15 protein-coding genes are annotated in these 13710 nt (G+C 61.8%); 10 read left to right on the forward strand and 5 right to left on the reverse strand.

What is annotated here, in order from left to right; translation table 11 throughout:
- Nucleotides 1-29: 29 nt before the first annotated feature.
- The 6 genes from LXE91_RS34015 to LXE91_RS34045 all read left to right on the forward strand — a co-directional run bounded on the left by LXE91_RS34015 (nucleotide 30) and on the right by LXE91_RS34045 (nucleotide 4470).
- On the forward strand, nucleotides 30-980 hold the full coding sequence (locus LXE91_RS34015) for a ketopantoate reductase family protein (protein WP_039347908.1): 951 nt from the start codon (nucleotides 30-32) through the stop codon (nucleotides 978-980).
- Nucleotides 977-1369 (forward strand): VOC family protein, encoded by a 393-nt coding sequence (locus LXE91_RS34020; protein WP_039347830.1) that lies wholly within the window; start codon nucleotides 977-979, stop codon nucleotides 1367-1369. Before LXE91_RS34015 ends, LXE91_RS34020 begins: the two co-directional genes overlap by 4 nt.
- 1 nt (nucleotide 1370) lies before the next feature.
- Nucleotides 1371-1832, forward strand: coding sequence for a MaoC family dehydratase (locus tag LXE91_RS34025; RefSeq protein WP_039347828.1), 462 nt, complete (start codon nucleotides 1371-1373; stop codon nucleotides 1830-1832).
- Nucleotides 1829-3043 (forward strand): CaiB/BaiF CoA transferase family protein, encoded by a 1215-nt coding sequence (locus LXE91_RS34030; protein ID WP_039347825.1) that lies wholly within the window; start codon nucleotides 1829-1831, stop codon nucleotides 3041-3043. The genes LXE91_RS34025 and LXE91_RS34030 overlap by 4 nt, the downstream gene beginning before the upstream one ends.
- 7 nt (nucleotides 3044-3050) lie before the next feature.
- Complete coding sequence (gene aroE, locus LXE91_RS34035; RefSeq protein WP_039347822.1) at nucleotides 3051-3890, forward strand: shikimate dehydrogenase; 840 nt, start codon at nucleotides 3051-3053, stop codon at nucleotides 3888-3890.
- A gap of 247 nt (nucleotides 3891-4137) precedes the next feature.
- Entirely contained in the window at nucleotides 4138-4470 is a 333-nt protein-coding gene (locus LXE91_RS34045) for a cupin domain-containing protein (RefSeq protein ID WP_039347820.1), read from the forward strand.
- 161 nt (nucleotides 4471-4631) lie between these two features.
- Here the strand turns inward: LXE91_RS34045 and LXE91_RS34050 are convergent, their stop codons facing one another.
- Nucleotides 4632-4931, reverse strand: coding sequence for an H-NS histone family protein (locus tag LXE91_RS34050; RefSeq protein ID WP_039347818.1), 300 nt, complete (start codon nucleotides 4929-4931; stop codon nucleotides 4632-4634).
- 281 nt (nucleotides 4932-5212) lie between these two features.
- On the opposite strand from LXE91_RS34050, the gene LXE91_RS34055 reads away from it, so the two are divergent.
- On the forward strand, nucleotides 5213-5701 hold the full coding sequence (locus LXE91_RS34055) for a RidA family protein (protein ID WP_039347815.1): 489 nt from the start codon (nucleotides 5213-5215) through the stop codon (nucleotides 5699-5701).
- A gap of 538 nt (nucleotides 5702-6239) precedes the next feature.
- Nucleotides 6240-6491, forward strand: a complete 252-nt coding sequence (locus LXE91_RS34060) for a hypothetical protein (RefSeq protein WP_039347905.1) — start codon at nucleotides 6240-6242, stop codon at nucleotides 6489-6491.
- A gap of 63 nt (nucleotides 6492-6554) precedes the next feature.
- Here LXE91_RS34060 and LXE91_RS34065 read toward each other — a convergent pair whose 3' ends face one another.
- On the reverse strand, nucleotides 6555-7667 hold the full coding sequence (locus LXE91_RS34065) for a histidinol-phosphate transaminase (protein ID WP_039347812.1): 1113 nt from the start codon (nucleotides 7665-7667) through the stop codon (nucleotides 6555-6557).
- A 410-nt stretch (nucleotides 7668-8077) separates the two neighbouring features.
- On the opposite strand from LXE91_RS34065, the gene LXE91_RS34070 reads away from it, so the two are divergent.
- Together LXE91_RS34070 and LXE91_RS34075 are read left to right on the forward strand one after the other, a co-directional pair.
- Complete coding sequence (locus tag LXE91_RS34070; RefSeq protein ID WP_223274384.1) at nucleotides 8078-9163, forward strand: helix-turn-helix transcriptional regulator; 1086 nt, start codon at nucleotides 8078-8080, stop codon at nucleotides 9161-9163.
- A 190-nt stretch (nucleotides 9164-9353) separates the two neighbouring features.
- On the forward strand, nucleotides 9354-10160 hold the full coding sequence (locus LXE91_RS34075; RefSeq protein ID WP_046196383.1) for an alpha/beta fold hydrolase: 807 nt from the start codon (nucleotides 9354-9356) through the stop codon (nucleotides 10158-10160).
- 131 nt (nucleotides 10161-10291) lie between these two features.
- Here the strand turns inward: LXE91_RS34075 and LXE91_RS34080 are convergent, their stop codons facing one another.
- The 3 genes from LXE91_RS34080 to LXE91_RS34090 form a co-directional block, all read right to left on the reverse strand.
- Complete coding sequence (locus LXE91_RS34080) at nucleotides 10292-10870, reverse strand: DUF4337 domain-containing protein (protein WP_039347805.1); 579 nt, start codon at nucleotides 10868-10870, stop codon at nucleotides 10292-10294.
- A gap of 459 nt (nucleotides 10871-11329) precedes the next feature.
- On the reverse strand, nucleotides 11330-12409 hold the full coding sequence (locus tag LXE91_RS34085; RefSeq protein ID WP_039347802.1) for a linear amide C-N hydrolase: 1080 nt from the start codon (nucleotides 12407-12409) through the stop codon (nucleotides 11330-11332).
- A 663-nt stretch (nucleotides 12410-13072) separates the two neighbouring features.
- Nucleotides 13073-13624, reverse strand: coding sequence for a hypothetical protein (locus tag LXE91_RS34090; RefSeq protein ID WP_198113749.1), 552 nt, complete (start codon nucleotides 13622-13624; stop codon nucleotides 13073-13075).
- Nucleotides 13625-13710: the final 86 nt, after the last annotated feature.

The raw sequence follows: 13710 nt of genomic DNA on the forward strand, positions 1-13710 counted from the left end.
TCGTGACGTCACACATCAAGGAGACGCTCTTGAAAATTGCCATTCTGGGTGCCGGCGCGCTGGGCTGCGCGATTGGCGCGACACTCACCGAAGGCGGCCACGAGACCTGGCTGATCGACCGCTCGCCCGAGCATGTCAATGCGATGCGAGCCCACGGCCTGCGTGTCGACGACGCGAGCGGCACGCGCCAGGTACAAGTCCGCGCGACTACCCGGCCGGACGAAGCGGGGGTGGCCGAGGTCGTGATCGTGCTCGTCAAGTCGTTCCATACCGATGCGGCGATTCGCGGCGCCCAAGCGCTGGTGGGGCCTGAAACACGGGTGCTGTCACTGCAAAACGGCCTCGGCCACGAAGACATCCTTGCCGACGCCGTAGGCCGCGAACGTGTGCTCGCGGGCAAGACCTATGTGGGTGGCGTACTGCGCGGCATCGGGCATATCGAGTCGGGCGTCGTCGGCAAGCACACCATCATCGGCGAACTGGACGGACGCGTGACGGATCGCGTTCGACGTATTGCCGACGCATTCAGCAACGCGGGCCTCGACACGCAGGTAAGCGACAACATCGTCGGCACCATGTGGGACAAGCTGCTCGTGAATGTCGCGACGGGCGCGCTGACCGGCATCACGTCGCTGACTTACGGCCAGCTTTATGACGAGCCGCTGCTCAAGGCCACTTCGCTGGCGGCCGTCGCGGAAGCGATCGCGGCCGCGAAGGCGGCAGGCGTCACACTTTCGATGAACGATCCGGAGCAGGCGTGGTTGCTTGCCGCCGAGGGTTTGCCCGCTGCGTTCAAAACGTCGATGCTGCAAAGCCTCGAAAAAGGTTCCGTGACCGAAATCGACTTCATCAACGGCTCGGTCGTGCGCTGGGGCGCGCGTTACGGTGTGCCGACGCCTGTCAACGCCACGCTGGTTGCGTGCATCAAGGGCATCGAGCGCGCGATGGTCGACCGCCGGAAAGCGGAGGCGCAAGCATGAGCCAGCCGAAAGCCTATCTCGAACACGTCGCCGTCTTCGTGAGCGACATCCACTGGCACATCCGCTTTTTCGAGGAGGTGTTCGGCATGACGATGCGCGAGGTCGACGGCACGACCGAAGCGCCGCGCCAGTACTGGACGCTTGGCGGCATGCAGTTCATCCACCAGCCGGATTTTTCGGGCCCCGAAGGGAGGCTTGGCCATCTCGGCATCATGTGCGAGGACGTCGAAGCGTCGCTTGCCGCCGCCCGCCGCTACGACGTGCAGCCCATGCCGCAAGGTGCGAACTGGTTGCGTTTGCCCGATGGCCTTGCCGTCGAATTCATTCAGGCGAAACCCGTGCGCTGCGTGGAGCAGGCGCTCGCCATCGATCCGCGCGCGGAGGCATGACATGACCATCGTCGAAAAATACTGGGACGACGCACGCGAAGGCGACGAATGCGTGAGCCCGAGCTACACCGTTACGAAGGAGCGCATTCTCGCGTATGCCGATCTCACGGGCGATCACACCCCTGTGCACGTCGATGAAGCGTATGCGAACGCGAGCCACTTTGGCTGCCTTGTTGCGCATGGACTGTTTGGTCTTTCGATTGCCGATGGCCTGAAGACCCGGAGCGATTATCGCTTTGTGCCGGGCATGTCGCTGGGTTGGAGCTGGGACTTCGTTCTGCCGATCAAGGTCGATGACGTGCTGCATGTGAAGTTTCGCATTGGCGCGATGCGCCCGAGCAAGAGTCGCCCGGACTGGGGCATCGTGACGCTTCCGTCGGAGCTGATCAATCAGCACGGCGAAGTCGTGCAGCGAGGCGAGCATCGTCTGATGGTGCCGCGCCGGCCGGGGGCTGAACGATGAAACAGGCTCGTCCACTCGAAGGGATACGTGTCGTCGACTACAGCCACTTTCTCGCGGGTCCGTATGTGGGGCGTTGCCTCGCGGCACTGGGCGCGGAAGTGATCAAGGTCGAGCGACCCGGCGGCGGCGACGCGGGACGCCAGCACGCGACCGTGCTCGACGATCGCTCGAGCGGCTATTTTCTGCAGCTCAATATGGGCAAGCGCGGCGTCAGCGTGAACATGAAGGACCCGCGCGGAAAGGCCTTTATGGAGCGGCTGTGCGATTCGGCCGACGTATTCGTGGAGAATTACCGGCCCGGCGCGCTCGACAAACTCGGGCTGGGCTACGAAGCGCTTTCCGCGCGCAATCCAGGGCTGGTCTACTGCTCCATTTCCGCGTATGGCCACACGGGGCCGGACGCCCATCGCGCGGGTTTCGGACTGATCGCCGAGGCCAAGAGCGGCATCATGCAGATGGTCGGCACGCCGGGCGATCGGCCGCCGCTGCTGCGTATTTCGCTCGGAGACATGTACACGGGCATTCACGCGGTCGCGGCCATCAATGCGGCACTGCTCGGCCGCGTGAAAAGCGGGCGAGGGCAGCACATCGACATGGCCCTTTACGACACGCTCGTCTCGATGCACGAATATGCAGTGCAGTGCTACACGCTTGCCGATGTGCTTCCCGAACAGACCGGGCACGACATGCCCGGCTCGACGCTTTATGGCGTGTTTCGCGCGACCGATGGCGATCTGGTGATCGCCGCGCAGGTGGACGATGCCTGGAAGCGCTTCGCGTCGCTGATCGAAGCGAGCGGCGGGCCCCGCGGCTTCGGCGCCGACGAGCGGTTTCACAATAGCGTGGGACGCAATGCGCATCGGCTGGAGATTCTCGGCGTGGTCGAGCCGTGGGTAGCCGCGCGCACGGTGACGCAGATTCTCGAACTGCTCGACGGCATCGATGTGCCTTGCGCGAAGGTGCAACGCATCGACGAAGTGATCGCCGACCCGCAAATTCAGGCACGCGGCATGATCGTCGAACAGGAGCATCCGCGTTACGGCACGCTGCGCTTGCCGAATCTGCCGTTCCGGTTTTCCGGGTGCGATACCACGATTCGCGAGGTTGCCCCCGATCTGGGCCAGCACAATACCGAAGTCGCGCAATCGCTGGGTTTCACGCCCGCCGAGATCGATGCGATGCAAACCGATGGCGTGCTGTTCGACAAGTGAGGCGACGATGAGCGATACCTATGCGGTGATCGGCAATCCGATTGGCCATACGAAATCCCCGCTGATTCATGGTCTTTTCGCCGAAGCGACGCAACAGGCGATGCACTACACGGCCATCGAGGGGCCGTGCGAACCGGATGATGCGTTCGCGGTAACGGTGCGGAACTTTATCGCGGCCGGCGGCAAGGGCATGAACATCACGGCACCGTTCAAGCTCGCGGCGTTCGACATGGCCGATGAGCGCAGCGAGCGCGCGACGCTCGCAGGCGCGGCGAATGCGTTCAAGTTCGAGGGGGATCGGATTCTCGCGGAAAACTTCGACGGCATCGGTCTGCTGCGCGATATCGAGGTGAATCTTCACACGCCGCTCGCGGGCAAGCGTGTGTTGCTGCTCGGTGCCGGCGGCGCGGCGCGCGGCGCGTTGCTTCCGTTCCTGGGCGCGGGCCCCGCGCAACTGGTGATGGCGAATCGTCACGTCGAGAAAGCGCAAGCGCTGGCATTGCAATTGGCTTCGTACGGCCCGATAACGGCGTGCGCTTACGGGGAGCTCGACCGCATGGGCCGCTTCGATCTGGTGGTCAACGCGACGTCCGCGAGTCTGACAGGCGATTTGCCGCCCGTGCCGCCCGGCGTTTTCAGCCCGCATGGTACGGCTTATGAACTGGCCTATGGCAAGCGCCTCACGCCGTTCTTGCGACTGGCGCGCGATGCGGGGGTCGCCGGCGTAGCCGATGGTGTCGGCATGCTGGTGGAGCAGGCGGCGGAAGCCTTTGCGTGGTGGCGCGGCGTGCGCCCCGAGACGCAAGCGGTGATCGACCTGCTTACCGTTCCGCTGGATCGAGTGTGAACGGGAGGCGGTATGAAAGCATGCTGATGTTGACGGCATCAATCGCAACACGTTCGGTGGGCGAGATCCCGAACAGTACGGGATCTCGCTTGAACGGATTGATGCCCGATTGCAGGCACGCGACACGCTACGATGCGTTTTCCGACGAAACGAGTCAGCGTCGACGGTGATCGTTAGACTACGGTGAATATTGCGCGTCACTCAACGCGCGATTCCTTCCACCGACGATCATCGACGAGGCCGCCCCATGCACCTTCAAACCGGCAACCTGTTCACCACGGAAGGCCAGCGCGGCGACGATGAACAAATCGACCTCCTTGTCACCGGGCAGCGTCTGAACGTCGAGCGAATCGTATCGATGGGGCACACGAGCCCCGACGGCTTCTGGTATGACGACGCACGCGCCGAATGGGTCGTGCTGCTATCGGGCGCGGCCGTACTCGAATTCGAAGCAGGCCCGGCGCGTCATGAAATGCATCCCGGCGACTACGTGCTGATCGAGCCGCATTGCCGTCATCGCGTCGCGTGGACGCACGAAGAAACGCAAACCGTCTGGCTTGCGATCTATTACGAACGTTGAATCGGGAAAGATCGGGCAGCACGCAATCCGACGCGTAGCGTGCAACCACGCGCCGGATGGCACAAACCTTCACCGCACCGGAGCGGCTTTAATACCGCCGGTATCGATGCTCAAATAGCAGGACGGCGCGCCAGAGCGCGCGCCGGTGCGCGTCGAGAATCTTATTCCTGGATCAGGAATCGATTGCGATTCTTCGCGTCCTTGATCCATGCGGGCGCGCGACCGCGGCCCGACCAGGTTGCTCCGGTCTTCGGGTCGCGATACTTTGCCTGCACCGGGGCGGACGCTTGCTTGGCCGGTCGACCACGACGCGTACCGAAAATGTCTTTCTCGGTAATGCCGAATTCCGCAACTTTGGTGCGGATGTCGTCGACGATCGCCTGGAATTCCGCAGCACGTGCAGCTTCGGCTTTCTCGGCCAAAGCTTCCATTTGAGCTTTCAGTTCCTTGTACGTTGCCATATATCACTCTTCAGGTTGAGTACACATATGATAGCGTTTTCAGCGGAAAATTTTGAGCAAATTCTCGTCGACTACGAGATTTGGCATCGATAAAGCGATGCTGGACTGCTTCGAACACCTGAAAAGTGTGTCATGTATGAGAAAACGTAGAGGATTACCCGGAAACTTTTAACGGCAGCGGCACGTCTCTTTGATCGTTCGCGGCGGGATTTCTTCCTCGAGACAAGCGGGCGAGGCTTAATTATTTTTTACATTTTTCTGAAGTATCGGGGGATTCACTGATGAACCGAGACGATAAGCTGACACAGGTCGCGACCGAATTCGGCTTCAATCCGGACGAGGAAATCAGGATTGGCGGAAAGTACACGCCCATTCTGGTCGACGGGAATACGGCCTACGTTGCGGGCCAGATTCCGCGGATCGGCGACGTGGTGCATTTCGTGGGCATAGTGGGGGAATCCGTTTCGCTCGACGAAGGTCGCCGGGCCGCCGGCGTATCGGCGCTGCGTGCGTTGTCGTTGATCAGGAAGCACTGCGGCACGCTCGACGCGATAGCGACAGTGCCGCGCATCACCGTCTATGTGCGAAGCGCACCCGGCTTCACGATGCAAAGTGAAGTCGCCGATGGTGCATCCGACATGTTGTATGCGGTGCTTGGCGACGCAGGCGTTCATACGCGTACGTCGGTCGGTGTGCTGCAATTGCCCAAAGGGGCTTCGGTGGAGGTCGATTTCATTTTCGGGCTGAAGCATGGCGATGTCGGTATCTGACTTCAGCGGGCCGTGTCTCTCAAGTATGTAGTTCCACGAAACATTTCGACACCCGATGCACGACACGCCTGCTGGTGAAGGCGCGCGCCAGCAATGCGGAAAGCAAAATGTGCACACGGCAAATGCCCGCCTCGTGCTTGCCGGTCAGTCATGCGCCGGACGCGCGTGGAGTCGAGGTAGTGAGCTGATCGCGAATTTGCTCCAGCCGGCAACCGCATGCCTTCCGCGCGACGTCCGACGACCTGGAAATGCCGGAAACACCGCCCCGCCGATATCGCCCCGCATCTCCATTTTGGGAGATGTCATCGCCCAACAGTAAGCCTACGATTGACTACAGGGCATCGGGGCCGGAAGTCGTCAGAACATTCGGACAGGCTCCCCATTCCGTATCGAAATCAGCAAATGCCCACGCAGTTTACTGACACGGCTTCTGCGTACGATGGCGACAAACGTGTGCGGTGAATGCTTTGCACCGCGACACGATGGCGCGTTGATGACGGAAGGCCTGCTGTCGTATTTCGGGGGAATTTCAATCATTATGCTGGCGCGAGACTATGCAGAACGAGAGCTCTCTCACATTCAGAGAATGGTGGCTCTCCTGGACAGCGAGACGAACGCTGACGATGTGTCGATGGCGGGTGCGGGGCGCGTGCGGCATCCGAGCTACTGGCGCGGGCGAATCGAGGAACTGCTGTCGACGCCCGATGTGCCGCGCCACGTCAGGACGCTCAGCGAAGCGGTGCTCGCGAAGATCGACGCGATGGAAATGCGGTTCGCGACGATGAAGTAAGCACATCGTCGGATACGGCGCGGGCATGCGCTTCATCGCATCGTCGACCGGATGGCCGGTCGCTTATTCGAGCGCCATCACGTCAAGCAGCGCAGCACGAAACGCGGCCATCTCCGCGCCGGTGCCGATCGACACGCGAAGATACGCCGGCGGCCCGGACTCCCGGATCAGGACCCCGTGACGCAGGAGTCCGCTCCAGATCCGGTGCCGATCCGCAAACTCGCCGAACATCACGAAGTTGGCGTCGGAATCGGCCACCGTCAGGCCCAGACCACGCAGCCACGCGACGGTCGAATCGCGCTCGGCCTTGATCGCCTCCACTTGCGACAGCATCTCGTCGCGTGCGGCCAGTGCCGCGCAGGCCGCCGCCTGCGTGAAGGCGGACAGGTGGTAGGGCAATCGAACCCGCTTCAGCGCTTCGACGATCGCAGGCGCGCACGCGCAATACCCGACGCGGCCGCCCGCGAACTTGAACGCCTTGCTCAGCGTGCGGGTGACGATGAGCCGAGGATGGTCCGGCAGCAGCGTCACCGCGCTGGGGACGCCGCGACGCCGGAATTCCGCATAGGCTTCGTCGACGACGACGATGCCCGGCGCGACGTCGAGTATCGCGCGGATATCGTCGACCGGCAGCGCGGTGCCGGTCGGGTTGTTCGGCGACGTCAGCAGTACGACGCTCGGCTGGTGCTCGCGGATGCTGTCGAGCGCCTGACCCAGATCCAGCGCGAAATCCCGGGTGCGCGGCAACGTATGCAGGCGCGTGAAAGTCGTGCGGCAGTATTCGTCATACATGGGATACGCGGGCGTAAAGGCCAGCGCCGAGCGCCCGGGGCCGCCGAATGCCTGCAGGACCTGCTGGATCACTTCATTCGAGCCGTTGGCCGCCCAGACGCGCGATGCGTCGATCGTCACGCCGGTGTCGTGCGTCAGATATGCCGCCAGATGCGCGCGCAGCTCGGCAAAATCGCGGTCGGGATAGCGGTTCGCCGCGCGCGCGGCGTCGGCCACCGCGGTCGCGATGCGCTCGACGAGCGCGGCCGACGGCGGATAGGGGTTCTCGTTGACGTTCAGGCAGACCGGCACATCGAGCTGCGGCGCCCCGTACGCGTGCTGCGACTTGAGGTCCTCGCGGAGCGGTAAATCCGGCAAGGCGATGTCTTTCCAGGGCTGTTGCATTGAAAACACTCCGTACGGGTTCGAATGATCGGCGCAGTCCGCTTTCAAGGCGGCAAAAAACAAAAAAGGCGCCGGAGGCGCCTTGGTTGTCGTCTTGATCGGGCATTCACCCGATGCAATTGCTAGATGCGAAACGAGCCACGGCGCAACAGAGGGCGTCCGTGGTGATGGTGCAGCGAGAGCGTGGTGTTTCGAATCGTCATGCGCTGCATCATGGCATACCGTGATCCGGATGAAAAGCGGGCGGCATCGTGCGTGCCGGAATGACGGCCATTACGTCTGATGATAAGCGGTAACAAACGTGGTATTTCGATCAAACGCGAACGAGTGATTTAAACGCGCGTGCCGATTGACTAAGATGCGCAGAAGACGTTCGACAACAACGCACGGCGCGGGGTGGCCAGATGCAAATGAACGGGTTGATTCCATCCGCATGGATCGATGACGTCTACGCTGCGGCGCTGGGCGATCAGCGATGGGAAACGGTGCTGGACGGGCTGCGATCGTGGGTCGGCGTGCGCATGGTCACGCTGCTGTCTTTCGACGACGCGGCGCGGGTGCCGGCAATCGAGCAGGCGGCGGGTGACGACGCGTCATGGGTCGCCGCGTGTTACAACACCTACAACACCGAGTTCTATCGGTACGACCCGGTCGTGCCGGTCGCCGCCGACTGGCCGGCGGGCCGCTGGTTCGAGGACGTCAAGCACCTCTCCGCGCACCAGCGAGCGCACAGCGCGTTCTATCAGGAATTCCTTCACCCGTTCGGGCTCGGCAGCATCTCGGGCCTGTACATCCATCGCAGCGAGGGCTCGGGCGCATTCCTCAGCGTCCAGGGCGGCCTCGAATCGCAGGGGCTGTCCGACGATCAGCGCCATGCGATCGAAAACATGGGGATGCACATCAGCCGCGCGCTGCAGATCCAGGCGCGGATCGGCGAGCTCGAGGCGCGCGTGGCCGCCGCCGAATCGGTGCTCGATGCGATTCCGGTGCCGGTGTTCCTGCTCGACGCGCAGCGTGAGCTGCGCTACACGAATCGCGCGGCCGATCAGCTGATCGCGGCGGAACCGGCGCTGCGGGTCGTGAACGGGCGATTCGCGCCGGAAGGCTGCGTCGACGATGCGCAATGGCGGCAAGCGCACGCGCGCGGTGGGCTGTTGTTACGGCGCACAACGGGCGAACCGCTGCCGCTGGCGCTGATGCCGGTGCCCGAGCAATCGCGCCTGATGCGCGAGCGGCCGGGCGTCGCGACGCTGATGACGGCCGCCGACCTGCGTTCGCCGTCGGCCCGCGCGCAGCGGCTGCGTGTGTTCTACGGGCTGTCGTCGGCCGAGGCTGATCTTGCCGTGCTGCTGTGTTGCGACGGGTTGTCACCGCAGGAATGCGCCGGGTTGCGCGGCGTGTCGATCGGCACGATCCGCACGCAGATCAAGTCGATCTACGCGAAAACGGCGGTGGCGCGGGCGGCGCAGCTGACGTCGCTGGTTATGCAGACGTGAAGGGGCGGGCGTCGGATTTCGTGCTATCGGTTTGCTACGGCGCCAACGTAGTGGCATTTCGTTGTACGCGGTTGACTGCAGCCGACACCCTTGCGGTCGTCGGTTTCTTGCGAAGCGGCCATGCATCGGCGAAAACTCCAGGGCAGCGCAGCGTGTACCATGCACGTTCGTGGACACAGGACGGGTCGCGATGGAAAGCCTTATAACGAGTTCAGGCCGTGCCACGCTGTCGACGCAAGTCATCGGTAGCGGAGAACCGATTGTGTTTTTGCACGCTCGCGTCGCGGATCGCCGGATGTGGGCCCACCAGATGCGCGAAATTGGCGCTAGCCACCAAGCTATCGCCTATGATCGACGCGGATTTGGAGAAACAGTTGCCGAAGCAGAGGACCACTCTGCTGTTCGAGATTTGATCGCGGTTCTGGAGTCGGTCGCACGCGGGTTCCCTGCGATACTTGTTGCCTGTTCTCAAGGCGGAGGCATTGCGCTCGATGCGGCGCTTCGGTATCCGTCGCATGTCCGCGGTCTCGTTCTTATCGCACCGAACGTCACCGGTGCGCCGAAAATCACTCATGCAACGCGGGTTGAAGAGTTGGTCACGCGTCTCGCGGCGGCTGAAGCGAAGCATGATATTAAAGAGGCCATCGCGATTCGCCGGACGCTCTGGCTTGATGGTCCACTTCAACCTGAGGGGCGCGTGACGGGTGAAGCTCGCAAATTGTTTGATGAGATGAACGTTGTTGCGCTCGGTTTGCCACCAACGGGTACGAACACCGATGCACCGATCGCTTACGGGCGGTTGGGCGAAATATCAGTGCCGACGTTGGTGGCGTGTGGGGATCTGGACCTGGTCGGTATTCAGGAAAGAAGTCGTTACGTCGCGGCTAACGTAGCCTGCGGGACGTTCCACCAAATATCAGGGACCGCGCATTTGCCGTCCCTCGAATGGCCACAGGAAGTCACGAGCATGATCGCGGGTTTCATCGATCAATTGTAGAGGCCGGCAAGAGCGGGGGCAGCGAAAACGCCAACGAAGAATTTCCGGAGGCGTTTGAAGCGATTTTCGATGAGCTAGATAGTTTTATCGATTGACTGTTGATGGCCCACAAGCGCCCGCTCGTCGGGCCGCTACACACCGAAGAGCGCCAGCCCTGTCAGTACGACGCCAATCGCGGCAGCCCCCATCGACAGGTGTTGCATCCATTTCCGCCGCGTGAGAATCGTGATCGCAGCAAGCGCGATCGAGATCTGGATGATGGTAGTGGCCTGCGCCCAACGATGATGCCGGTGTAGCCGCTCCTCGCTTGCAGCATTGCTCTTCACGACTTCTTGCTCGAGCGCTTCGGCGCGTTTGCGGATCGGCTCCTTCTCTTCGCGATACCGCGCCGCGTCTGCATCGAAACGCTTTCTTTGCGGCGACGCTTCCTGGCTCAACGCCGCACCGAGCTCGGCTAGATTCTGCTTTTCGCCCTTTGCCTGGTAATAGGCCCACAGGTTAGCTGCCTCGGTTTTCTGGATCGCGGCCTCGTTCTTGTGCAGCAACGCTAAATTCTCTTCCGCACCGCTCTGGTATGCGGAAATCGCGCCGACGCAGGCGAGGACAGCAGTCATCACGGCGATGCGCGCCGCTCCGTGGCTCTCTTCATGCGCCGCAGGGTGCTCTACTGCATGATCGTGTGGGCCGTGAACTTCGAAATCTTCTGGCATGACAAGAACGTCCGCATGAGTTGAAGGACTTATACGCGGTTCGCACGCACGTGAGGAGCGCGCTGCAACAGTGGCAGCACTGTCGCTGGGTCGCAGCTCCGTATGGGCAATCCGTTCGTGCGAAAGTGTGAGCGAACGGACAATGGCCTGCGGAACCTCACGCTGTTTGAACGCCGACTCCCGCCAAAATGGCGACGGTTCGACATTGTGCATGAATTGCCACTTCCGCAGTATGAGTCGACGGCAGTCGCCCCAGGGCAGCCGTTGGTTGCCTCCACTCTCGATGTCCGTTTCCAGAGGCTACCCGCCAACGGAACCCAACGGGCGCCACAGGGCCAGGTTGCCGGCTCAGCGCCGGCGATATCTCCGCGAGATGTAACGTGCTGGCGAAAGGCATCCGGCCGGCACGCGTCATGGCACTTGCAGAGTGCGTCCACGACGAAGCCTTGACGCCCCGCCTCAGAGGGACTTGCTCGCGCCGGGGCCGAGGAACGGAAACGCGGGTGCGCGTTGAAAGTCCTTCGAGACTTCGCCGCCGAATGCATTGCGCTGATCCTTGCCGAGGTCGAGACGTTTGACGGGTGCGCCGGCGGAGAAGTCGACCTTGTTGAGATCGACCCAGAAAGTACTCGGCGTGACGGCCGATTCGAAGAAGTAAAGCATGCGCTTGTGATCGGCAACAGTGCGCCAGCGTGTGGACGATATATTCGGCTCGCCCGGGGTGGTGATCCCGAACGGCACCGAGACGTTACGAATCACGCTGAAAACGCTGGCAAGTGCAATGGCGGGGTCTTCACTCTTGGGGATAGCATTGACGTAGAACGAGGCGCGCGCGAACCGGTCAGCAGAGCGATTGGTGCCGGGCAGCCAGACGGTGCCTCCTATCTGCTTCCAATATTCGTTCAGTGCAAGCTGCTCGTCGAAGGTCGGTGAGTTGGTCATGACCTGATACTGTCGACCATGATGGATGATCTGCTTTCCGCCGATGTACTCGACGATCGCGCTGTCGCCAGTCGCGTCCGACATCGCGAGGTGCAGTGTGGTGAGGCGCTGTTCTCCGGGGACGTTGTCAGTCACGATCGTGAATGGCTCTTTCTCGAGCGCAGCCACGGCTTCCGCGACGGTCGCAAAATTGTCCAGCACGTACTGCGCCCATGCGGCGATGGTGAGCCCCGGTTTCGAGTTCTTGTCGAAGGGGGGATATTGCGACTCGACGAGCCAGAGCAGTTCAGCGGCCAGCCCCTTTTCGTTCATGCCATCGGTGGTGGAAACGTCATAACCCGTCGCCACGACGCTACCGTATTTGGCGGTCCATTTAATGGAGTTCGGACCGGATTCACCGGTGCGGGCGATGCCGCGTGGCAGGATGTAAAGATTGGTGGCGACGTCGAGTTTCCAGTCCATCGATCGGGCGGTGATGACGTCGTCGTTGTTGCCGAGATAGACGAGGCGTGTGCAGGCTAGCGATCCGGCCGAATCGGCGAGGAGCGTCGCTGCTGCGGCGAGACAGGTCAGAACGACGCGAATAGGGCGGCGCATGGCAATTCCTCACGCTGTGTTGGTGATCGCAGATCGCTCGACGCCGACGCTCGCTGCGAAGGCGACTCACGTTCGCCTGCTGCGCATTGATTACCCGGCAATGTCGCGTCTACAACGTCTGAGGAAAGGAAGTATTGGATTTCCGTAATGAAGTTGTCAACCGGGCCATTGCAGTCACGTGTGAGATCGGAGCGCACGCCGGGTTGTACCTTCTCTCCTTGCGGTGCAATTTCGTTACCGCTTTCTGCGGCGTGCGATCGGCTCCTCAGAGGCGACTAACGGCTATTCTGGATAGCGCAGTGAATGTCGCTTCGTGGCCGAACTCGGCCGGCCGCCGCCCAGCGCACACGACCGGCACAGATCGACCCGGAACGGTTCTTCGGTACACGTCGACCTTGTGGCAGTTTTCGAACTCCTGCGGCCACTCGAATGTCCCCTCCGGCGACCGACCCAAGACGCCGGGAAGCGAACTCTCGCCGGCTGCGGCGCATTCGACCTGGGGCTGCCCCCATCTCCGGCGCATCGTCGAGATAAGGGAAAGAGCACGAAGCCATCTACGTTGGCGTAGACGCATTAACCGCGGCCCATGACGTCCGTGAACTCCAAAGACTTTATCCTGCTCGCTGTGGCGGTAAAGCGAGTACTTGGCGATGACAGTTTAGGCTATCCCTCCGTTAGTCCCGTAGCCATAGCTTGAAGCAGATAGCGCAGGCGCGGACCGAAATCGAGTGCTACATGTCCCCATTCCGGCACCTCCCGGTAGAGCTGGGCAAGCGTCGGCGTCGGATGGGAAACCTGCCAGAAGCCTGCCGCCAGCATGAGCGATGTTGCCAATAGGCTTTGAATTTGCTCAATGGTCATTCGGCTGGCTTCGACCAGAGCAGTGACGATGGCGTCATGGTTCGCGAAAGCACTGGTTTTGTAGCGGCGGGCACGCTCTATGTCGACATCGCCTTCCAGACTCAGGGTGACATGCGTCAGGAGGTCGCAGAACACTGGAAGGGAAATCATTGTATTGGCAACAACCTCAGCCACTGAGGCCGGGGCTAACCCAGTTCGATCGCCGAGTTCGTTTTTTATTGCGTCACACCATCGCCTCCAACCGCGCTCGGCCAGTTCGAGGAGTAGTTCCTCCCGATTGGCGTAATAGCGACGGACTCCCGTCCGGTGTAACCCCACCCGTTCGGTCACGGCTGCCACAGTCACGAATCGCACCCCACCCAGCTCCAGTGCAAGCGACTCCGCGGCATCGAGTAAGTCCTCGGAGCGCTGGAGTTTATCTTCAGTTGATCGGGCTCGTT

The organism is Burkholderia contaminans (assembly GCF_029633825.1).
GTDB classification, from domain to species: Bacteria; Pseudomonadota; Gammaproteobacteria; order Burkholderiales; family Burkholderiaceae; genus Burkholderia; species Burkholderia contaminans.